A 21,797-nucleotide genomic window follows, 5' to 3' on the forward strand; every position below is an offset into this window, starting at 1 on the left:
CCGCGCACCCTGATCGGCGTCCAGGCCTCGGCGCCCTGATCGAACGGCCCGTGTCACTCCGTGTCACGGGCCGTCGCGCACGGTAGAACCATGGCATGTCCAATCTCTCAATGGCCTCCCGCCGCCTGCCGGCCGCACTTGCCGTGCTGGCGCTGGTCGGTGGAACCGGGCCGGCCTGGTCGGCCCCGTCGACCACGCCCGGCGCCCGAGCTGCCCAGTCGCTGCAACGGCGGTTCGACGCAGCCGCACGGGAGTTCGGGGTGCCGCGAGGTCTGCTGCTGGCGCTGGCCTACCAGGAGAGCCGCTGGGAGTCCCACGGCGGGCAGCCGAGCACCACGGGGAACTACGGCGTTCTCGGCCTGACCGGCGTCGACGTCACCGCCGCGAACGCCGCTCGGCCCGCTCGGGCCGGTCGACCGAGCCCGGCAGCCGAGCCGGACGCTCGCGGCGACGGCGCGGTGGCCCGCTCCGCCCCTGCGGCCAGGCGGATCGTGGACTCCCCGGCGCTGCACACGCTCGACGCGGCCGCGGCGCTGATCCACCGTCCGGCGGCCCGGCTGCGCGCCGACACCGAGCAGAACATCCGCGGCGGTGCCGCGCTGCTCGCGCGCTACCAGCGGGAGGCCGGCGGGGCCGCCGTCACGGATCCGGCCCGGTGGTACGCGGCGGTGGCCAGGTTCGGCGGCGACGGCGTGGCGGTGGCCGGGGCGGGCGCGGGCCGGGCGTTCGCGGACCGGGTGCTGCGGACCGTGCGGACGGGAGCGGCCCGGACCACCTCCGAGGGCCAGCGGGTCGTCCTGCCGCCCGACCCCGACCTGCTGCGGCCCGAGCCGGGGGCCATGCCCCCACCGGCCGACCAGCCGGACGGGAGCGAGGAGCCGGCCGAGTGCCCGGCCGACCTCGGCTGCGACGTCACCCCCGCCGCGTACGCGCTGACCGACCCGAAGGACCCGACCTCGTACGGGAACTACAACCCGGCCAACCGCCCCGAGGACGGTCAGGCGATCCGCTACATCGTCATCCACGACACCGAGAGCGACTACGACGGGGCGATCGCCTCCTTCCAGAACCCGCGCGAGCAGGCCACCGCGCACTACCTGGTCCGCGGCTCCGACGGCCATGTCACCCAGCTGGTGCGCACCAAGGACATCGCCTGGCAGGCCGGCAACAAGACCATCAACATGCACAGCATCGGGATCGAGCACGAGGGCTTCGCCCTGCCCACCGACCGGCCGACCTGGTACTCCGAGCAGCTGTACCAGTCCTCCGCCGAGCTGGTGCGCTACCTCGCCGCCCGGTTCGGCGTGCCGCTGGACCGGCAGCACATCATCGGCCACGACGACGTGCCCGGGCCGACCCAGGACTCCGTCGCCGGGATGCACTGGGACCCGGGGACCTTCTGGGACTGGGCCCACTACCTGGAGTTGCTCGGCGCCCCGATCCGGCCCGGCACCGACGTCCCGCCACGGGTCGGCGACACAGTGACGATCGCCCCCGCCTTCGACGCCACCAACCAGCCCCCCGTCGCCGAAGTGGCGGCCCGCCCGGAGAACTTCGTCTATCTGCGGACCCGGCCGCAGGCCGGCGCACCGCTGATCAACAACGGCACCACCAGGGCCGACGACTGGAGCGACAAGGCGGTGACCGGCACCCGCTACGTCGTCGCCGACCGGCAGGGCGACTGGACGGCGATCTGGTACGACGGCCAGGAGTGCTGGTTCCTGGACCCGAACGGCCAGGCCGCCAGGACCGACCGGCGCGCCGAGCCGGTCGCGGTGACCCTGCTGACCCCGCGCCCGGGCCTCGCCACCATCCCGGTCTACGGCCGTGCCTATCCCGAAGCCGCCGCCTACGCCGGCTACCCCGCCATCCCGGTCCTCCCCGTGGAGCCGCTGAAGGCGACCATCCCGGCCGGCCAGCTGTACCTGGCCGCCGACGCCACGCCCCGGCCGGCCGACTACTTCTACGACAAGAACATCGACGGCGACGCCCCCGACGACCGGACCCTGGTGGTGGGCCAGGAGACGTACTACCCGATCCGCTACAACCACCGCCTGGCGTTCCTGAAGTCCTCCGACGTCCGAGCGGTCTCTGCTCCGGGGGACTGAGGTGCCCTGGCTCCGCAGGGAGTTGTCGCGGTTCAGCTGCTCCGGAGGTCGACGTCGACCTGGAAGGGTGCGGCGGCCCGCACGACGCCGGTGAACACCTCGCCGTCGCGGTAGCTCGCGCTCGCGGGGTCGAGGACGCAGGTGTACACGAGCGGAATGCCGTTCGCGGCCTGCTCGATCCGCCAGTAGAACGGGATCCCGGCCCTGGCGTACTGCTCGACCTTCACGATCCGGTCGGTGGTCTCCGACCCGGGCGACACCACCTCGACGACCAGCAGCACGTGTTCCGGCCGGGTGGGCGTGCTGTCGATGGTGTCGGCCCGGTAGACCACCACGTCAGGGCGGCGGTTGGTGAGCGGCACGTCGCGCAGTCGGACGTCGAAGTCCGTGTCGGCGTTCCAGTCGGGGCCCGAGGCGGCGTCCAGGGCGTTCGCCAGCAGCCGGGCCAGCCGGGCCAGCCGGGCCAGCCGGTTGTGCCGCTTGGAGCCGCTCGGGCTCACCACGACCATCCCGTCCACGATCTCGATGCCCGCGCACTGCTCCTCGGACCAGGAGTCGTACTGCTCCGCGGTGATCTGGGAGTGCATCCACGCGGGAGCGACCATCTCGGTGGTCATGGCGAGCCTCCTCTGAGCGTGCTCGAGGGCTTGGTGCTGCTCGGCTCAGCGTACTGGCCCGGGCCTTCGGAATCCGGCGGTGTGCTGCCGTCGGCCATGGGGCGCCGCCGGCGGGGCTGTCGAGCGGATCAGCCCCGCCGGCGGCGCCGGGTGGGTCGAGGGTCAGCTGCCGAGGGTCATGGCGATGTCGTCGATGTAGCCGTCGTCGCCGCTGCCCGCCTGGCGGGTGAAGTTCACGGTGAACTTGACCGAGGCGGTGCCGGTGGGCACGGTGCCGGTGGCCGATTCGGCGAGCAGTTCGGTCTGGTTGCCGCGCTGGGCCGCGGTGACCGGGGCGAGGGTGGCGGTGCCGAGTGACGCGCCGGATGAGCTGAGGAACGTGGCGACGAGTCCGGCGTCGTCTCCCTGGCCGGCGTAGCCGCCGATCCAGGCGGACAGGGTGTAGGGGAGGTTTCCGGCGGCGATCTGGCCGGACTGGGCCGCGACGCTGTCGGTCTGGGTCATCGAGGCGGTGGCGGTGCTCCCGCCGTCGAAGAACGCGTTGCCCGGGGACGCCGGGGCGGTCGGTCCCTGGGCGGCGGTCGGGAAGCCGCCGGAGGCGCTATAGCAAACCTGCTGCGGCGAGTTGGTCAGCGTCCAGCCCTGGGCCGGGGTTCCGGTGCCGATGGAGGCCTGGCAACTCCCGCTCTCGGCACCCGGGTTGACGATCGGGACCGAGTACGCGGTGCCCGTGCCCCCGGAGTCGACGGTCCAGCTGACGGAGGCGCTGCCGGTCGCGCCGGTGGTGTCGGTGGCGGTGAGCGTCACGGTGGAGTTGCCCGCGGCGGTCGGGGTGCCGGTGATCTGGCCGGTGTTCGGGTCGATCGCGAGGCCGGCCGGCAGTCCGGTGGCGGCGTACGTCAGGGTCTGGCTGCCGTCCGTGTCCGAGACCTGGATCTGCAGCGGGCTGATCGCGGTGCCGAGGGTGGAGGTCTGCGGGCCGGGGGCGGCGACGGTGACGCTGTTCCCGCCGGTGCCACCGGCGTTGGTGAACACCTCGTTGTACGGGGTGGCCCACTTGTCGTTGTCGGTCATCGTCGTGGTCAGCCCGAGCGCGCCCTCGATGACCCGGGCGGTGCTGTAGTGGTCGTATCGGTTCGGGTCCTGGTACCCGGCCTTGGCGGTGCCCTGCGACCCGATCAGGACGGTGGCGACCTGGTTGGTCTGGCCGGGGCCGAAGCCGCCGGGGGAGTTGGCGCCGTCCTCGTCCCAGGTGAGGACGAGCAGCGACTTCTGCTGCGTCCACGCGGGGGAGTTGAAGAGCGTGGGAAGGGTCTGGCTCAGCCAGGTGTCGCCGGACGCGATGCCGCAACCTTCCATGTCATTGCAGGAGTCCGCGTCGGCCCAGACGAACGCGGGGGTCGTCGCGGTGGACGCCAGGTCGGTGTTGAGCAGTTGGGGCAGCGGCTGCCAGTGCGCCTGGCAGTAGGCGTTGTCGCTCTGCATCTTGGGGTCGTAGTAGAACGGGACGTCGTCGTTCTCGTAGTTGCCGCTGCTGGCGGTCTGGCAGTTGCTGGTCTGGCTCTGCACGTACTGCTTCCAACTCCTGCCGGCCGCATCGAGGTTGTCGTTCAGCCCGGGGTTCGTCGCGGCGCAGGCCGGGTTGGTGATGCAGTCGGCTCCCGGAGTGCTCTTGCTGCTGCGGCCGAACGAGTTGCCGAACGCGATCGCCTCGTAGTTCGGGTCGGAACTGTGCGTGTTGGCGTGGTAGTTCGTCAGCAGCGAACCCATCGGGAGCAGGGTGTTGTTGACGTACGGGGCGGCGGAGTTGCCGATGATCCCGGCGCCGCCGTCGACGGTGTTCGAGCTCGCCGAGTAGTTGTTGTTCTCCATCATGACGACGAAGACGTGGTCGTACCCGGGCACCGTGGAGGCGGGGACGGTCAGGGCCGGGGCGGCGGCGGTGTCCAGGGTCAGCGAGAGGTCGTCGGCCATGCCGTCGTTCTGCGTCCCGGTCATGGTGAAGTCGACCGCCGTCAGGATCGAGCGGGTGCCGACGGGAACCGCGGCGGTGGCGCTGCGCTGCAGGAACTCGGTGGTGTTCGAGCGATCGGCGGCCAGCACCGGGCCGATCGACGAGGTGCCCAGCGCGGCGCCGGACGCGTCGAGGTAGCTGATCTTCACCGCGGCGGCGTCGTTGTAGCTGCCGACACCGCCGAGCCAGCCGGAGACGGTGGAGTGCACGCCGCCGGCGTCGATCGCGGCGGCCGCCGAGGAGACGTCGGTGCTCTGCGTCATCTCCGAGGAGCCGCGTGAGCCGCCCTGGAAGTAGGCGGTGCCCTTGGTCGGCGAGCCGGGGGTGCTCGTGTTGGCGCCGTTCGTCGCGTTGTAGCAGTTGATCACCGGGTCGCCGGAGGTGAGCTGCCAGCCCGGCACGGTGGTCTCCTCCCAGCCGCCGGGGCTGCACCGCGAGGTCTCCGCACCGGAGTTGAGCAGCAGGTTCGCGCTGGTGGTCGCGGCGGCGGCCGGGGTGACGACCGGGCCGACGGCCGGGGCGGCGAGCGCCGCGCCCAGCAGCACGGCCGTCACCGCCCGGCTCGTCCATGGTTTGACTGGACTGGCTGTTCTGAGCTTGCCGTACATCGAGTTCCTCCGAGGGATACGGGATCCGAACCACAGGGCGTCCGTACGTACAATTGGGCTAGCCCAATCGCGATGAGGATCCCGGCGCCGGGCGGACGGCGCACGACCGGAAGCTGCCCGGCAGACGACGGCTCGGCGAACGGCGCGCCGCGCCACACCCCGGCTCGGCTACCGTTGACGAGGTGACCACACGCCGGGCCGAGGCCAGCGCCCCACCGTCCGCCGCGCTGCGGCCCGCCCGCGAGGGCCTGCCCGAGCGCGGCGAGGCTCCCAAGTACTTCCAGGTGAAGCACAAGATCTCAACAGTCCTGGACACCCTGAGCCAGGGCGCCGCGGTACCCACCGAACGGGAGCTGGCCGAGCGCTTCGGCGTCTCGCGGATGACCGTGCGTCAAGCCATCAGGGAACTGCGCCTGGAGGGCAGGCTCCAGCGCCGCGGCCGCTCGACCGTCGTCGCGGGCCCCAAGTTCGTGCAGCCGCTCATCCTCGCCAGTTACACCGAAGGCGTCCGCCGGCAGGGCCGACGCCCCGGGCGCCAGCTGCTCACCCTCGAACAGCTCCCCGCCGGAGCCGACCTCGCCGCACTCCTGCGGATCCCGGTCGCCGCCCCCGTGGTGCACCTCGAACGCCTGCTGCTCGCCGACGACGAGCGGATCGGCGTGGAGAGCACCTACCTCCCGGTCCAGCGATTCCCCACCCTCGCCACCGACTTCGACCCGGCCACCTCGCTCTACGCCTTCCTGCGCGCGGCCGGTGTGCAGTTCGCCGAAGCCGACGAACGCATCGAGACCGTCCTCGCCTCCCCCCGCGAGGTCCAACTGATCGGCACCAGCCCGGCCCTGCCCATGCTGCTGATCAACCGGGTCTCCCGCGACCGGGAGGGCCACCCCATCGAGTGCGTCCGCTCCCTCTACCGCGGCGACCGGTTCAGCTTCACGACCCGGCTGACGCCGGAACAGGCGTAGCGCCGCGCGCGGGCTTTCGCCGTTGCCGGCAACGGCGCCAGCGCTGGTCGGCGAGCAGGCAGAACGTCGAAGTCCTGCTGGAGTACTGGCGACTTCACGGCCTCACCGCTGGGCCAGTTCCCTGTCGTCCCACCACCAGGCGATGCCCGGAACCGCAGGTGCGGTCGGCCGGTCGTCCGTCGGCATCATGGCCCACAGCGATGACGGGGGCCGGCCGTCACCGTCGTGGTAGCGAGAAACGCGTCCGCTCCACTCCAGATTGCCCCGGATCAGATGGTCCAGCTGGTTCAGATGCCTGTGTACCCGATCACTCGCTGTCGGCCGAATTCTTTCGCACAGAACCAGGTAACGGCACATGATGCGGTCGTGCAGGGCTACCACTTGGTGCAGCGCCTCTTCTCGAGTGCAGGCGTGCTCGTGCTGCATGACACCGACGATGTTGGACTCCAGCACCTCCTGATCGCTCTCCCGGTTCAGGGAGAACAGATCGTTACCGATCGTCACCAGCATGTTCGCCGCCTGCGTCACTGCCCGAACCGGCGCCGACTCACGCTCGGCATCGGGCAGACAGGTACCCTCGGCGAGCTCGATGAGGGCACCGGTGAGCTTCATCGCCCGGTCTCTGGGGCCGAGGTTGACGTAGTCGGCGAGCGACGGCATCGCACCGGAGGTCCGGTACGCCGTCAGGCAGGCGACCGCGAAGAACCACTCCATGTTCCCCTCGACCCAGCGGCGCACCACTGCCGCAGGCGCACACTCACGGGCCCGGACGGACAGATCGCGCAGGCCCCTGGCGAACGGATCGTCGGGTACCGGTGCTTCGGGGTGGTCCAGGTGTGCCATCAACCGCATGGTCAACGGAATCAGCACCTGCGGCTGCTGGGCCATGTCACCCGCGTCGAAGCGGCAGTCGTCGATGGCGAATCCCAGGTGCGTCCAGTCCGAGACAATCTGCAGATTGTGCCGGCTGCCGCGCGGGGCTATTCGGCAGGCCCACTCTGCCGCGCTCGTGCGAACCAGCGACTCGCGCAGGCCCGCCTGCGCGAAGAAGCCCAATCTCTCCAGCCATTCGAGGCTGTTCTCACCGATCTCTGCCGCATCCGGGTGGACGGCAGAAGGCAACGGGCAATACAGCGGAGGGACGATGACGCGAGAGCGCTGCTGCGTGGTCACTGGTCGCCGACCGCGGCGGAAGGGGCGTGCGGTGTCATGACGACCCGGTCTGGATGAATCGTGACCCTGGGCACCATACGCGGAACCACACCGGGATCGGCGGTCAGCGTCCACTGTTTGGCCACCTCGGCCAGGATGATGATCATCTCGCTCCAAGCGAAGTTCTCGCCGATGCACTGCCTGGTGCCGCTGCCGAACGGCTGGTAGGCGGTCCGGGGAATCGACCCGACCCGTTCCGGTGACCAGCGGTCCGGGTCGAACCGTCCGGGATGGGGATAGACGTTCGGATCGCGGTGAAGGATGTACGGGCTGAACACCGCTGTCGCGCCCTTCGGAATGGAGAAACCGCCGAGAACCGTCGCCTCGTTGACCGTTCGGGTGAGGAGCCAGGCGGGCCCGTACAGGCGCATGGTCTCCTGGACCACCTGCCGTGTGTAGACCAGCGACGGCAGGTCGGACCCACGTAGGGGCCGTCCCGGGGCGGCCCGCTCGACTTCGGCCCGCAGGCGCTCGTGGACGTCAGGTGACCGGCCGATCTCATGCAGGGCCCACAGGACCGTCGCGGTCGAGGCCTGACCGTTGGTGGTCACAAACGTGATCACCTCGTCCTCCAACTGCGTTCGACTCATTCCGGCGCCGAGCAGTACGTCGAGGAGTCCGGCCGGTCCGTGGTCCCCGGCGGGACGGCGGTGCTCGTGCGCATCGACGAGATCGCTGATGGATGCGCGCAGTTCGACGAGGCCGCGTTGCTGACGCCGCTGAGTCGGGGTGGGGATTCTCCCCAGGTACGCGGGGAGAACGGTCTGTCGGATGGTGCCCGCCATCACGTCCGGGAGCACACGCTGGAAGCGGCGCCGCACTTCGGCCGGCGGCTCACTTCCCAGCAGCGCGGCCAGGAACACCGAAAGCGTCAACTCCTGCATGTCCTCGTCCAACTCGCGTGGCACGCCCTCGGCCCACGAAGCGACGGCAGCCCGTGCGACATCGAACATCACGTCACCGCGCGCGGCGATGAAGGGTCGGTTGAACATCGGCTGCATGAGCTTGCGCTGCGTCCGGTGTGCCTCGCCGTCGGGCACTGTGGCCAGGCCGTTGCCCGCGAAGCGGCTGAGCGCCTCGATGAGCCGACCGCCCTTGCCGAAACAGCGCGACTGCGATGTCAGCATCTCGTGGGTCAACTCGGCGTCGGTGACGACGTAGACGACCAGGCGACCGAGGAGGACGCGCACGACCGGGCCCTGTCGGCGGAGGGAATCCATGAAGTCCAACGGACGGCGGAGCAAGGGAGCCACATGCCCGAGCAACAGACTCCCCCCGATCGCGCGGGGAGCGGTGACGGGGCCGACGGCGTTCAGCGTACGTGTCCGGAACGGTGACGACTGGCATCCGTAGCTGTGAGGATCATGCGATCTCCTCCTCGATTGCACGCGTAGTTCCGGACAGGGTGGCGCCAAGTAGCCGTTGTCGCACCGATCTTAGGGGTTGTCGGTCGAACAGGTGTCCCGATTGTGTGATTGCGGGTGCTTGAGCAACCTGCTCACCCTGATGTACGGCCTGCTCGCGCTCGGCGCCGTCGCCGCGGCCGTCCCGGCCCGCCGGGCCGCCGCCCTGAGTCCGCTGGAAGCGGCGGCGAGCGGACCGCGTCCGAGAGGGTGACAAGAGGATGACGACCCGTCAGGTCATGACGGTCCACCGTCAGCGCGCGCCCTAGCGTGACGGTATGGATACAGAATGTGCACCCTCCGTAGCCGGAGAACCGGGCAGACCGGGCAGGCCCGGCCACTCGCAGCGGACCGGGCTCTCCGCCGTACTGGTGATGGCCCTGGCCATGCTCACCTTCGCCGCCGTCATCTCGCCGGCCGCCGCCGCGCGGCGCGAGGGCGGCAGCGTGACGGTGAACTTCACCAACAGCAGCGACCGCGCCCTGACGCTCGCGAGCTTCACCACGACCAGGGGCTGCCTGATCGGCAGTCAGCCGAGCGCGATCGCGGCGGGCGCCTCCGCCAGCTGGTCGTCCGGGCCCTGCCTCGGTTCGGACGGCAGTGCGGGCAACGCGTCCTTCCGGGTCGCCGGTGAGGAAACCGGCACGGTGCAGGTGAGCTGGAACAGCCCGACCACCGGCCCGAACACCTACACCCAGACGGCACCGGGCGGCTACGTGATCGGTCGCACCGGTGGCGAGGGCTCGAACCCGACCGTCCAGTTCACCTTCGACTGCAACTCCACCACCTGCGACGGGATCCCCGACGACTGGAAGCGCAACGGCGTGACCATCGATCCGGGCGACGGCAGCGGGCCGCAGTTCATCGACCTGCCCGCGATGGGCGCCACCGTGAACAAGCCGGACATCTTCGTCCAGCTCGACTGGATGGCCGACGCGACCCACAACCACGCGCTCGACCCGCAGGCCATCCGCCAAGTGGTCGAGGCGTTCAAGAACTCCCCGTACAGCAAGCACTCGCCGACCACCGGCATCAACCTGCACATCGACGCCGGGTCGGACAGCATCCTCAACTTCGACACCAACGCGACCTGGGGCACCCTCAGCAAGGCGCGGCAACTGCCCGAGCAGGCCAACCTCGGCACCCTGGACGACAACGGCGACTACCAGTGGGACGCCTTCAACACCATCAAGACGGAGAAGGGCGGCTTCGTCAGCGCCGGCCGCGCCCCGATCTTCCACTACGCGATCTCGGCCGACCACCTGTGGCCCGACTCGACCACCCTCGGCATCGCCGCGCTCCCGGGCAGCGACTTCATCCTCAGCCTGGGCGCCCTCTCGGCCGACATCCCCCTGATCCCCGCACAGGCCGTCGACTTCATGCACGAACTGGGCCACAACCTGAGCCTGCGGCACGGCGGTGACGCGGACCTCCCGAACAACAAGCCGCAGTACTTCAGCGTCATGAACTACTCGTACTCGATCCGGGGCCTGACCGCCGGCACGACCACCGGCATCGCCGACTACTCCCGCGAGGCCCGCGGCCTGAACGAGGTGTTCCTGAACGAGGGCACCTACCCGTTCAGCAGCAAGAACTACGACGTCGTCCACTACTGCCAGAACGACCCGAAGGGCCCGTTCATCACCACCCCGCGGAGCAAGGGCTGGGTCGACTGGAACTGCAACGGCACCCAGCAGCAGGGCTTTGTCACTGCCGACGTCAACGGTGACGGGCAGAAGACCCGGCTCACCGGCCACGACGACTGGGCCGCCCTCCTGCTGCGCGCCGGCACCATCGGCCGAGTCGGCGCCCCCAACCTCCCCGACGCACCGACCCCGAACAACGAGCCGACCATGGAGCAGGAGGAAGGCGTCCTGCCGCTGGACACCACGCCGCCGGTCACCACCGCCGCCACCGACCCCGCTGGCCGGAAGGACCACTTCTTCACGACGGACGTGACCGTCACCCTCACTGCCACGGACGACATCTCGGGCGTGGACCGCACCGAGTACAACCTCGACGGCGCCGGCTGGACGGCCTACACCGGCCCGATCACGCTGACCACGGACGGCCGGCACGAGCTGCTGTACCGCTCGATCGACTTCGCGCAGAACCAGGAGGCCGACAACTCCCTGACCCTGCGCATCGACTGCGACCACGACCACGACGGCCACGGCCACGACGACGGCCACGGCCACGGCCACCCGTCGGGCCAGACCTCGTGAGCGTGACGACGGCAGCCACCGGCTGAACCGCACCGCCCGGGTCCGTCCGGCCCCTCGACCAGCCCCCACTCCAGCCGCCCTCCCGCGGAACGGAGCGGATCGGGGCTCGGCGGGCCCGGGCGCCCGGGCACTGCGGTGTCCGGCACCGACTTGCAGGCGCCACCTCTCCGTACCTCGTGCAGCACGCCGACAACCCCGTGGACTGGTGGCCGTGGAGCCCCGAGGCGTTCGCGGAGGCGGCGCGGCGGGGTGTGCCGGTACTGCTCTCGGTCGGGTATGCGGCGTGTCACTGGGAGGGGCAGGCAAGGGGCGATGTGTCACCCGAATCGGAGGATCAGCGGGCCTGCCGCGTTGTAGCGTGGTAGCGGCCTACACGCACGGAGGAGACGTGACCGCACAGCCGGAGCACCACGCCGAAGAGCTGATCCCGCGCCCGGAGCGGACCATCACCGCTCTCAAGGCTGCCCTTGCCGTTGTAGCCCCGGACCGCCTGCTGGAGATGCAGACCGAGCAGGCCGAAGCGATCACCAAGGCCATCGACTCCGACACCCTCGATCCTCTCCGAGGGTTCCTCCTGCGGTGGGCTGTCGTGGTCGAGATCGAACGGCATCCGGAAACAGCCGCCAAGCTCCGCCGAGCCGAGTACCTCGTGCAGGTGACGGAGGAGCCTGATGACTCTCGGCGTTATGCCCTCACCGCTGCCGAGATCATCCGGGCCGCCTACCGGGTGCTGGGCGCATGACGTGGTCCTGGGAGTACCTCCCCAGTGAGGAATACGTGATCAGCGAAGCACCGCCAGCCTTCGTCGCTGAAGTCGAGAAGAAGGCCGATGAGCTGGTCCGCGTTGCGGGAGGCCTCTATCTCGACGGGACCCGCGTATCGGGGTGAGAACCCCAAGAGCTCCTGCTTCGTGAGGAGGAGGTCGTGTCGTACGATCACCTTCGGGACGAGTAGGAGAGGTTTTCCGTCCGCTATGGGCAATCGCGTCGCGGAGGCATCCCAGTTCCGTCGCTTCGAGTCCCATGCCAGCCCGCAGTAGACATCGTCGACGAGCGGTATCCCGTACATTGCAGCCGTTGACTGCGTATAGGTGGTCAGCATTCCGCGAATCACGCAGGTCGTAATATCCGAGACTATGTCCTTCCCGATCTTGTCGATGAACTGGCAGTAGTTGCCCGATTTCCATTCACTTAACCGCGCCACTTTATCTACCCGCCGGTACGGGTCCATTACTGGCCATGATCGACGAGGTGCGGGCACCCTGCGGCGGAGAACAGCGGTTTATTCGGCCCGGACGCTCCGCGCGGCGAGGTAGATCACCGACCTGTGGACTTTCGTTCGAATAGTGAGGTCAGTTCCGCGGCGTGTTGGCGGGGCAGTCCGCGCAGCGGGCCAGTCGGCTGAGATACTCCGGCCATGGTGAACCGCCTGGCCGATGCCACCTCCCCGTACCTCCAGCAGCACGCCGACAACCCCGTCGACTGGTGGGAGTGGTCCCCCGAGGCGTTCGCGGAGGCGGAGCGGCGTGGGGTGCCGGTACTGCTCTCCGTCGGGTATGCGGCGTGCCACTGGTGTCACGTGATGGCGCACGAGTCGTTCGAGGACGAGGCGGTTGCGGCCTACCTGAACGAGCACTTCGTCGCGGTGAAGGTGGACCGCGAGGAGCGGCCGGACGTCGATGCCGTCTATATGGAGGCGGTGCAGGCGGCGACCGGGCAGGGTGGGTGGCCGATGACGGTGTTCCTCACTCCGGGCAAGGAGCCGTTCTACTTCGGGACGTACTTCCCGCCCGAGCCGCGGCATGGGATGCCGTCCTTCCGGCAGGTGTTGGAGGGCGTGGACGCGGCCTGGCGGGAGCGGCCGGACGAGGTGGCCGAGGTCGCGGGGCGGATCCGGGTGGAGTTGGCGCAGCGGGCTGGGGTGTACGGGGCGGGGGGTGGCAATCCGCCGGGGAAGGCGGAGTTGCACCAGGCGTTGACGGGGTTGAGCCGCAGCTTCGATCCGGTGCGGGGCGGGTTCGGTGGGGCGCCGAAGTTCCCGCCGTCGATGGTGTTGGAGTTCCTGTTGCGGCACCACGCGCGGACCGGGTCCGAGGTGGCGCTGGAGTTGGTGGAGCGGACGGCCGAGGCGATGGCGCGCGGCGGGATCTACGACCAGTTGGCCGGCGGGTTCGCGCGGTACTCGGTGGATGCGGGCTGGGTGGTGCCACACTTCGAGAAGATGCTGTATGACAACGCGCTGCTGATCCGGGTCTACCTGCACCTGTGGCGGGCCACCGGCCAGGAGCGGGCCCGGCGGGTGGCGCTGGAGACGGCGGACTTCCTGGTGCGTGAACTGGGCACGGCGCAGGGCGGGTTCGCCTCGGCGCTGGATGCCGACAGCGTGGACGCCCAGGGTGCGCACCGCGAGGGGGCGTACTACGTCTGGACGCCCGCCGAGCTGGCCGAGGCGCTGGGGGAGGCGGACGGGGCGCTGGCGGGCGAGCTGTTCGGCGTGACCGAGGCGGGCACCTTCGAAGAGGGTGCCTCGGTGCTGCAGTTGCTGCGGGATCCCGAGGACGCGGGCGCGCACCGCCGGGTGCGCGAGCGGCTGTTGGCGGCGCGGGCCGAGCGCCCGGCGCCGGCGCGGGACGACAAGGTGGTGGCCGCCTGGAACGGGCTGGCGATCGCCGCGCTCGCCGAGACCGGTGCGCTGCTGGACCGCCCGGACCTGGTGGCGGCCGCCGAGCGGGCCGCCGACCTGCTGCTGAGCGTCCATCTGACCGCACCGGGGCGGCTGTTGCGCACCTCGCGGGACGGGCACCCTGGGGCCAACGCGGGGGTCCTGGAGGACTACGCGGACGTGGCCGAGGGGTTCCTGGCGCTCTACGCGGTGACCGGGGAGGCCGAGTGGCTGGGGCTCGCGGGCGGGCTGCTCGACACGGTGCTCGAGCACTTCACCGACGATGCGTCAGGAAGCCTGTACGACACGGCGGATGACGCGGAGGAGCTGATCCGGCGCCCGCAGGACCCGACCGACAATGCCACCCCGTCCGGTTGGACCGCCGCCGCGCAGGCGCTGCTGAGCTACGCCGCGTACACCGGCTCCGAGCGCCACCGCACCGCCGCCGAGCGGGCGTTGGGCGTGGTCGGGGCCCTGGCGGGGCAGGCGCCGCGGTTCATCGGGTGGGGGCTGGCGGCGGCCGAGGCGCTGCTGGACGGACCGCGCGAGGTGGCGGTGGTCGGCCCGGCCGGCGATCCGCGGACCGTCGCGCTGCGCCGCACCGCGCTGCTGGCCACCGCGCCCGGCGCGGTGGTGGCCGTCGGCGAGGCGGGTGCGGGGGACGAGGTGCCGTTGCTGGCGGACCGGCCGCTGCTCGACGGCAGGCCGGCGGCGTACGTGTGCCGCCACTTCGCCTGCCAGGCGCCGACGGCGGACCCGGTGGTGCTGGGGGAGGAACTCGGCACGCGGGTCCGGTAATTCGGGTGCGTTCGGCGGGGGCATGGGCCAGCATCGGGAGATGACCTGGACCTTCACCGATTCGCTCGCCGAGTTCCGCGCAGCTGCCGGGGACTTCCTTCAGGCGCACCCGGCGCGGAACACCGTCCTGCTCACGCTGGTGAACCGGCTGGCGGCCGGCAGTGCGGTCGGCGGCGACCCGAACAAGCCCCCGCGCTTCGGCTGGTGGCGCCCGAGTGCCGAGTCGCCGGTGGCGGGGGCCTGGCTGCAGACCCCGCCGCAGCCGCTCCGGCTCGGTGAGATGCCGCCCGAGGCGGCCACCGAGCTTGCGGCCGCGCTGTTCGACGGGCCCGAGCTGACGGGTGTCTCGGGCGGCGTGCGCGAGGCACGGGCGTTCGCCGCGGCCTGGGCCGAGCGCTCGGGCGGCACGGTCACCGTGCAGGTGGAGGAGCGGCTGTACCGGCTGGGCGAGTTGACGGTGCCCACGGTCGCCGGCCGGTTCCGGCAGGCCGTCCCGGCGGACCACGCATTGCTGCTCGGCTGGTTCGAGGCCTTCTTCGTCGAGGTCAACATGACGTTCCACCAGCTGGAGGACCTGGTCGCCCGCCGCACCGCCAACGGTGAACTCCACCTCTGGGAGGTCGCGGGCCGCCCGGTCGCGCTGGCGGGGCTCTCCCCGGTGCTCGCGGGGATGACCCGGATCGGCCCGGTCTACACCCCGCCCGAGCTGCGCGGACACGGCTACGCCAGCGCGGCGACGGCCGCCGTCTCGGCGTTGGCGGGCGGGCGCGGGGCGGCGCAGGTGCTGCTCTACACCGACCTGGCCAACCCCACCAGCAACTCGATCTACCAGAAGCTCGGCTACCGGCCGGTGGAGGACTGCGTGGTCCTCGGCTTCACGCCCAGTCCCACCTGATCCCCAGCAGGCACGGCGCCAGCCCGGCGGCGACCAGGAGCACGCCGTGCTGGCCGTCCAGCGTGAGCTCCTCGCGCTCGTACGGCTCGGCTCCCGGCGTGCTGCTCGCGAAGCGGTGGCAGCGCACCGGGAGCGCGGCCGGGTGGAAGGTCACCTGTAGGACGTACTGCCCGGTGCCGGAGTTGAAGCCGCGCACGAACTCGCCGCTCGGGCCGGGCGCGGGGGCGTCGTCAAAGCCGTAGCCGAGCAGGTGCGTCTCGCCGGTGCGCAGCCGGCGGTCCAGCAGCAGCTCGGCGATCACGAGTCGGGAGGCCTGGTCGCGGGCGATCCGGCCCGGGCGGCAGTTCTCCTCGGCCCGCACCAGCACCCGGGAGACGTCGCAGCCCGGGTCGCCCTGGTAGATCGCCAGGTACCGGTCGATGCCGTCGCGGTGGGCGCGCACCGCGTGCTGCGAGTCGCGGCGCAGCAGTTGGCGGTCGGCGCCGACCCGGATCCGCTCGATGTGGGTGAGGGTGTGCAGGCCGGTGTCGCGCGGCCCGGGGAGTTCGGCGAGCAACTCGTCCACCGCGTCGCCGGGGGAGATCAGGTCGCGGTAGGGGCGGGTGGTCACGGTCGGCGGCGGCTCGGCCAAGGGTCCCCGGCGCGGGCCGAGCAGCCGGGTCAGCGAGTCCGCGGGCAGTCCCAGGACCTCCTCCAACGCCCGTACCGCACGCAGTGATTCGGCCCGCTCGGGGCGCCGCCGACCCTGCTGCCAGTAGCTGAGGCTGGTCACCCCGACGTGCACGCCGCGCTGCGCCAGGTGCTGCTGCACCCGGTGCAGGGCCAGCCCGCGCGCGGCCAGCGCGGTGCGCAGTGCGAGGTGGAAGGGGCCGGTGCGCAGCACCGTGGCCAGCTCGGGTTGGCCGCCGCGCGGTGCCGTGCGGGTTGATACGCGCCCCAAGGCGGCCTCCCAACTGCGGTCATGGTGGTGAATATTCACACGCCCGGCGCCCCTTGTCACCCCTGCGGAGAGCAGCGGCCGGTGGCGTTCACACTCGCGGGACGGCATTCACACCTGACGCGGTGGCGCCGGGAACGCCGTTGACCAGGGCCGGTCAACGGCCTGATGCTCTGTCACACCTCGCCGCCGCCCGCGAACGGCGTCGGGGTTCGCGTGTCCCCCACTTCCTTTCCCTGCTTGCCCGCAAGGAGGAAACGCCATGTCCGCTTCCAGACCATCCCGGGCCACCGGACGCCTGCGCAAGGCGCTCGCCGTGGTCGCGCTGGCCGCGCTCGGCCCGGCGCTGACCGTGGCCGCCGGCTCCCCGGCCGGCGCCGCCGCCGAGCCCGCCACCGGGGCCGGCGCCACGGCGCAGCGCCCGCTCGCCCAGGCCCGCCCGGCCTTCGCCGCCGGCGCGCAGACGGCCGCCGACGGCAGCTCGAAGACCCTCAACATCGGTATGCAGCAACAGCAGAACTCCAACTGGTGCTGGGCGGCCAGCGGCGACACCATCGCCGCCTGGTACGGCTACAACTACAGCCAGAACCAGTTCTGCGACGCCGCGTTCGGCCGCTCCATCGACTCCTCCTGCCCCAACAGCCAGGCGGCGCTGGACGATGTGCAGAACGCGCTGAGCTGGATCGGCATCAACCCGGGCAGCTACGTGTCCGGGTCCCTCTACTACGGCACGGTGCAGAACGAGATCAACAACAACCGGCCGGTGGAGACCCGGATCCAGTGGTCCTCGGGCGGCGGCCACATGGAGGTGCTCTACGGCTACGACCTCAGCAACAACTGGGTCTACTGGGGCGACCCCTGGCCCTCGGACTACCGCTACAACTGGGCGGACTACAACTACTACGTGAGCAACGGCTCCTTCTCCTGGACCCACTCCCTGTACCAGATCGGCGCGTGAGGAGGCCATCATGACGAACCGTCAGAACATCCGGCGCGCGGTCACCGCGGCCGTGCTCGCCGCCGGTGCCGGGCTGCTCGCGACCCCCCTCGCGCAGGCCGACGCCCCGGGGTCGGCCCCGGCCGCCGTGCCGCAGAGCGACCTGGCCGCCGCCCACGGCGCGGTCCAAGCCCCCGCCGTGCTCGACCAGTTGGGGCGCTTCTTCGCCCATGACACGGTGCCCCCGGCGCAGCGAGTGCAGCCGGCCCAGCACCTCGCCGCCGCCCCGGACGCGGCGGCGGCCCCGCGGTTGGTCGGTGCCACCGTCCCGGTCTACACGCTGGACCCCGCTTTCGTGGCCGGTGCCAAGGGCGCGGCGGTGGCCAGGCCGGACTTCACCGCCACCGAAGTGGCCACGCCCGACGGCCGCACCGCCTCGGTCTGGACGGTGCGGCAGAACGGCGGCTGGCGGGTGGTGAACATCGCCTCCGGCAGCGACGAGACCGACTACGCGGCGCTCGGCGCGGCCGGCGGCGGTGGCACGGTCTTCCGCGAGCCGCAGGTCAACGCCTGGTACGTGCTGCGCGGCGGGCGGGTGCTGCCGCTGGACGCGGAGGCGCGCAGTTCCGTAGGCGCGGGCGGGGTGGGCCTGGCGGCGTACCAGAAGCTGGTGCACCAGCGGTACGGCGACAAGCTGCCCGGCTCGGCCTACGACAAGGCGGGTCTGGGCGGCGGGTTCTCGGCCACCGGTGCCACGGCTGCCGCCGGCGCCGGCAGTGCGACCGGCGCGGTCGACGTCCCCGCCGTCACCGCCGCCGCGGCCCTCGGGCTGACCGCGCTGACCGGGGTGGGCCTGGCCGTGCGCCGCCGCCGCGCGAGCGCGTAGGCGGCGGCACCCGGAACCGTGCGCGTCCCTGCGGACTCTCCCCCAGCCTTCGGCCGGGAGGCCCCAAGCCGCAGGGGCGCGCACGCCCCTGTTCACCTCCGACCATCAAGATCTGCGCCAAGTGGCCGGTCGGGCGCGGCTCTTGGGCGCCCGTCGCGGCACCCGGAGTTGATGAAACATTGACGTGCTGTTCGCCCTACCTCGACTACTCCCTGTCACCGTCGGTAGATACGATGTACCACTGGGTCAGAGTGGGGAGAGGTGGCGAGGGCCGTGAAGGATGCGCGGGACCTGCAGTTCTGGGGCATGGTCGCCGTGGTCGGCGCCGCGCTGGCCGTCGTCGCGGCCTACCTGGCCGACGGGGCCGCACTGGTCTGGGTGGTCGCCTCGGTGGAGGCCCTGCTGGTGATGGTCCATGTCGCGCGCCGTTTCCGGCGCGCGGGGCATCCGCCGGTGCACGCCGAGCGCCATGAGGGGCGTGCGGACGCAGCGCACTGCGAGCGCTGCCGGCGGGCGCGCGAACTGGGCGCCGAAGCGGTGGCCCGCCGTGACCAGCAGGCCCGCCAGGCCGGCTGACCGGCGGGCGGGCCTACCTGGCCGTCGGGGCCGTGCACCCCGGTCCATGTGGACGATCTGGAGTGTCGAGTCGAGTCAGCCGGCCACGGTGTAGGCGATCAGCGAGACACCCACGTACTGCACGATGAACGCGCCGAGCGTGAAGGCGTGGAAGACCTCGTGGAACCCGAACCAGCGCGGTGACGGGTTCGGCCGCTTGAGCCCGTAGACCACGCCGCCGGCGCTGTAGAGCAGGCCGCCGATGATCAGCAGGACGACGACCGCGACGCCGCCGGTGCGCAGGAAGTCGGGCAGGAAGAACACCGCGGCCCAGCCGAGTGCGAGGTAGCAGGGCGTGTAGAGCCAGCGCGGCGCGCCGACCCAGAAGACCCGGAAGGCTATCCCCGCCAGCGCGCCGCCCCAGACCAGCCAGAGCAGCAGCTCACGCCGACCGCCGTGCAGCAGCAGGATGGTGAACGGCGTGTAGGACCCGGCGATGATCAGGAAGATGTTCGCGTGGTCGAGCCTGCGCAGGATCGCGTCGCCGCGCGGGCCCCAGGTGAACCGGTGGTAGACCGCGCTGATGCCGAAGAGCAGCCAGGCGCTCACCGAGTAGATCGCGCAGGCGAGCCGGGCCCGGGGCGAGTCGGCGAGGGAGATCAGCACGATGCCCCCCGCGACGGCGGCCGGGAACATCCCGGCGTGCAGCCAGCCACGCCAGGCGGGCTTGGCGGGCAGCAGTGACGCCCCCGTGGTCTGGAGCGCGTCCGTGGCCCCGAGCGCACCCGCCTCCGTGGGCAGTGGCAGGCCCGCATCGGCAGCAGCAGCCGCCGAGTTCTGATCCGCAGTCATGCCGCTCATGCTACCTACGCACGCGTAGGTTACTTATAAGTAGGAAGTGGGCTCAGTCACTTTTGGACAATGTGGAGTAGTCGAGTGTGATCGAGGCGACTCCGGGCCCTGACGTAATCGCCCGCTGAACGCCCAGTTTTTGGCCAATGAGTAGCAAAAGTTGAGGCAAGGCTGCCACTGTGCCGTGTTGGGGCTTGAAGGGCGGAGCTACGGTGTAACCACCCTCAACCCCCCGGACGCCTGTCCATGATCGATCAGGCGTGAAACGGAGCGATCGTGTCGTACGAGAACTCTGCCGTCAGCGTCGCGGCACCCACCCGCCACCACCGCCTGCTGGCCTGGGTCAGCGAGATCGCTGAGCTCACCCAGCCCGAGCGCGTCGTGTGGTGCGACGGTTCGGAAGAGGAGTACCAGCGCCTCGCCGACCAGCTCGTCGAGCTCGGCACCTTCAAGAAGCTCAACCCCGAGAAGCGGCCCAACTCCTACTACGCCGCCTCCGACCCGAGCGACGTGGCCCGTGTCGAGGACCGCACCTTCATCTGCTCCGAGCAGGAGAAGGACGCCGGCCCGACCAACCACTGGAAGGCGCCCGCCGAGATGCGGGCCATCTTCTCGGGCGAGCAGGGCCTGTTCCGGGGCGCGATGAAGGGCCGCACGATGTACGTCGTGCCGTTCTCGATGGGCCCGGTCGGCTCCCCGCTGGCCGCGTACGGCGTCGAGATCACCGACTCCGCCTACGTCGCCGTCTCGATGCGCGTGATGACCCGGATGGGCCAGGCCGTGCTCGACCAGCTCGGCGAGGACGGGGACTTCGTCAAGGCCGTGCACACCGTCGGCGCCCCGCTGGCCGAGGGCGAAGCGGACGTGCCGTGGCCGTGCAACACCACGAAGTACATCTCGCACTTCCCGGAGACCAAGGAGATCTGGTCCTTCGGTTCGGGCTACGGCGGCAACGCCCTGCTCGGCAAGAAGTGCTACGCGCTGCGGATCGCCTCCACCATGGCCCGCGACGAGGGCTGGCTGGCCGAGCACATGCTCGTCCTGAAGCTCACCGCGCCCAATGGTGAGGTCAAGTACGTCACCGCCGCCTTCCCGAGCGCCTGCGGCAAGACCAACCTCGCCATGCTCCAGCCCACCATCCCGGGTTGGAAGGTCGAGACGATCGGCGACGACATCGCCTGGATGCGCTTCGGTGCCGACGGGCAGCTCTACGCGATCAACCCGGAGGCCGGCTTCTTCGGCGTCGCCCCCGGCACCGGCGTGGACACCAACGCGAACGCGATCGAGACCCTCTGGGGCAACACCGTCTTCACCAACGTCGCGCTGACCGACGACGGCGACGTCTGGTGGGAGGGCCTGACCGAGGAGCCGCCGGCCCACCTGACCGACTGGCGCGGCAACGACTGGACCCCGCAGAGCGGGACGCCGGCGGCCCACCCGAACGCGCGGTTCGCCGTCCCGGCCGCGCAGTGCCCGACCATCGCTCCCGAGTGGGAGGACCCGGCGGGTGTGCCGATCTCGGCCATCCTGTTCGGTGGCCGTCGCGCCACCGCCGTCCCGCTGGTCACCGAGTCCTTCGACTGGCAGCACGGCGTCTTCCTGGGCTCCAACATCGCCTCCGAGAAGACCGCCGCCGCCGAGGGCACCGTGGGCGAGCTGCGCCGCGACCCGTTCGCGATGCTGCCCTTCTGCGGCTACAACATGGGCGACTACTTCGCGCACTGGATCAAGCTCGGCGCCGCCGCCGACGCCAGCAAGCTGCCGAAGATCTACTACGTCAACTGGTTCCGCAAGAACGCCGCCGGCAAGTTCGTCTGGCCGGGCTACGGCGAGAACAGCCGCGTGCTGAAGTGGATCGTCGAGCGCCTGCAGGGCACCGGCGCGGGCGTCGAGACCCCGATCGGCGTGCTGCCGGCCAAGGACGCGCTCGACCTGGACGGCCTGGACCTGTCGGCCGAGGACCTGGAGCTGCTGCTCTCGGTCGACACCGACATCTGGCGCCAGGAGGCCGCGCTGATCCCGGCCCACCTGGAGCTGTTCGGCGAGCACACCCCCGCCGAGCTGTGGGACGAGTACCGGGCGCTGGTCAAGCGCCTCGGCTGAGCGACCGGCTGAGCCACCAAG

At 71.0% G+C, this 21,797-nt stretch carries 18 protein-coding genes and 1 pseudogene; 12 read left to right on the top strand and 7 right to left on the bottom strand.

All coding sequences use genetic code 11. From position 1 onward, the window contains the following. The first annotated feature begins 95 nt into the window (after positions 1-95). Positions 96-2,108 (top strand): N-acetylmuramoyl-L-alanine amidase, encoded by a 2,013-nt coding sequence (locus ABH937_RS21695; protein WP_280687873.1) that lies wholly within the window; start codon positions 96-98, stop codon positions 2,106-2,108. A gap of 32 nt (positions 2,109-2,140) precedes the next feature. Here ABH937_RS21695 and ABH937_RS21700 read toward each other — a convergent pair whose 3' ends face one another. Together ABH937_RS21700 and ABH937_RS21705 are read right to left on the bottom strand one after the other, a co-directional pair. Beyond that, complete coding sequence (locus ABH937_RS21700) at positions 2,141-2,725, bottom strand: Uma2 family endonuclease (protein WP_370219143.1); 585 nt, start codon at positions 2,723-2,725, stop codon at positions 2,141-2,143. A gap of 162 nt (positions 2,726-2,887) precedes the next feature. Next, positions 2,888-5,293 (bottom strand): alkaline phosphatase family protein, encoded by a 2,406-nt coding sequence (locus ABH937_RS21705; protein WP_370219144.1) that lies wholly within the window; start codon positions 5,291-5,293, stop codon positions 2,888-2,890. A gap of 236 nt (positions 5,294-5,529) precedes the next feature. Here ABH937_RS21705 and ABH937_RS21710 point away from each other — a divergent pair, with 236 nt between their 5' ends. Further along, the gene (locus tag ABH937_RS21710) at positions 5,530-6,312 is read left to right on the top strand and encodes a GntR family transcriptional regulator (RefSeq protein WP_370219145.1); all 783 of its coding nucleotides are present in this window, start codon (positions 5,530-5,532) and stop codon (positions 6,310-6,312) included. A gap of 102 nt (positions 6,313-6,414) precedes the next feature. Here ABH937_RS21710 and ABH937_RS21715 read toward each other — a convergent pair whose 3' ends face one another. Then, entirely contained in the window at positions 6,415-7,485 is a 1,071-nt protein-coding gene (locus ABH937_RS21715) for a terpene synthase family protein (protein ID WP_370219146.1), read from the bottom strand. Beyond that, the gene (locus tag ABH937_RS21720; RefSeq protein WP_370219147.1) at positions 7,482-8,912 is read right to left on the bottom strand and encodes a cytochrome P450; all 1,431 of its coding nucleotides are present in this window, start codon (positions 8,910-8,912) and stop codon (positions 7,482-7,484) included. The genes ABH937_RS21715 and ABH937_RS21720 overlap by 4 nt, the downstream gene beginning before the upstream one ends. Before the next feature lie 97 nt (positions 8,913-9,009). Here ABH937_RS21720 and ABH937_RS21725 point away from each other — a divergent pair, with 97 nt between their 5' ends. The 4 genes and pseudogenes from ABH937_RS21725 to ABH937_RS21740 all read left to right on the top strand — a co-directional run bounded on the left by ABH937_RS21725 (position 9,010) and on the right by ABH937_RS21740 (position 11,894). Then, the gene (locus ABH937_RS21725; RefSeq protein WP_370219148.1) at positions 9,010-9,141 is read left to right on the top strand and encodes a hypothetical protein; all 132 of its coding nucleotides are present in this window, start codon (positions 9,010-9,012) and stop codon (positions 9,139-9,141) included. 160 nt (positions 9,142-9,301) lie between these two features. Continuing rightward, entirely contained in the window at positions 9,302-11,152 is a 1,851-nt protein-coding gene (locus tag ABH937_RS21730) for a hypothetical protein (protein ID WP_370219149.1), read from the top strand. Between the two features lie 98 nt (positions 11,153-11,250). Then, a pseudogene (locus ABH937_RS21735) lies at positions 11,251-11,445 on the top strand (DUF255 domain-containing protein); the annotation flags it as partial. Positions 11,446-11,540: 95 nt separating this feature from the next. Then, positions 11,541-11,894, top strand: a complete 354-nt coding sequence (locus ABH937_RS21740) for a hypothetical protein (RefSeq protein WP_280687862.1) — start codon at positions 11,541-11,543, stop codon at positions 11,892-11,894. Here the strand turns inward: ABH937_RS21740 and ABH937_RS21745 are convergent. Next, positions 11,873-12,382, bottom strand: coding sequence for a hypothetical protein (locus ABH937_RS21745; RefSeq protein WP_280687860.1), 510 nt, complete (start codon positions 12,380-12,382; stop codon positions 11,873-11,875). The two genes, ABH937_RS21740 and ABH937_RS21745, sit on opposite strands and share 22 nt — an antisense overlap. Before the next feature lie 186 nt (positions 12,383-12,568). Here ABH937_RS21745 and ABH937_RS21750 point away from each other — a divergent pair, with 186 nt between their 5' ends. After that, positions 12,569-14,611, top strand: coding sequence for a thioredoxin domain-containing protein (locus ABH937_RS21750; protein ID WP_280687858.1), 2,043 nt, complete (start codon positions 12,569-12,571; stop codon positions 14,609-14,611). A 40-nt stretch (positions 14,612-14,651) separates the two neighbouring features. Next, positions 14,652-15,506 (top strand): GNAT family N-acetyltransferase, encoded by an 855-nt coding sequence (locus ABH937_RS21755; protein ID WP_370219150.1) that lies wholly within the window; start codon positions 14,652-14,654, stop codon positions 15,504-15,506. On the opposite strand, the gene ABH937_RS21760 is transcribed toward ABH937_RS21755, so the two are convergent. Then, positions 15,487-16,446: a helix-turn-helix domain-containing protein gene (locus tag ABH937_RS21760; protein ID WP_370219151.1), complete on the bottom strand. Its 960-nt coding sequence runs from the start codon at positions 16,444-16,446 to the stop codon at positions 15,487-15,489. The genes ABH937_RS21755 and ABH937_RS21760 overlap by 20 nt on opposite strands. A 259-nt stretch (positions 16,447-16,705) precedes the next feature. Between ABH937_RS21760 and ABH937_RS21765 the strand changes: the two genes are divergently transcribed. The 3 genes from ABH937_RS21765 (at position 16,706) to ABH937_RS21775 (ending at position 18,842) form a co-directional block, all read left to right on the top strand. Continuing rightward, positions 16,706-17,401 (top strand): papain-like cysteine protease family protein, encoded by a 696-nt coding sequence (locus tag ABH937_RS21765; protein ID WP_280687852.1) that lies wholly within the window; start codon positions 16,706-16,708, stop codon positions 17,399-17,401. 10 nt (positions 17,402-17,411) lie between these two features. Continuing rightward, positions 17,412-18,266 (top strand): hypothetical protein, encoded by an 855-nt coding sequence (locus tag ABH937_RS21770; protein ID WP_370219152.1) that lies wholly within the window; start codon positions 17,412-17,414, stop codon positions 18,264-18,266. 273 nt (positions 18,267-18,539) lie between these two features. Then, positions 18,540-18,842: a hypothetical protein gene (locus ABH937_RS21775; protein ID WP_280687848.1), complete on the top strand. Its 303-nt coding sequence runs from the start codon at positions 18,540-18,542 to the stop codon at positions 18,840-18,842. 75 nt (positions 18,843-18,917) lie between these two features. Here ABH937_RS21775 and ABH937_RS21780 read toward each other — a convergent pair whose 3' ends face one another. Next, positions 18,918-19,682, bottom strand: a complete 765-nt coding sequence (locus ABH937_RS21780; RefSeq protein ID WP_370145582.1) for a hemolysin III family protein — start codon at positions 19,680-19,682, stop codon at positions 18,918-18,920. A gap of 267 nt (positions 19,683-19,949) precedes the next feature. Between ABH937_RS21780 and ABH937_RS21785 the strand changes: the two genes are divergently transcribed. After that, a complete protein-coding gene (locus ABH937_RS21785) occupies positions 19,950-21,776 on the top strand; it encodes a phosphoenolpyruvate carboxykinase (GTP) (RefSeq protein WP_280687844.1) in 1,827 nt (608 codons plus the stop codon). Positions 21,777-21,797 lie beyond the last annotated feature (21 nt).

The organism is Kitasatospora sp. GAS1066B (assembly GCF_041262605.1).
GTDB lineage: Bacteria > Actinomycetota > Actinomycetes > Streptomycetales > Streptomycetaceae > Kitasatospora.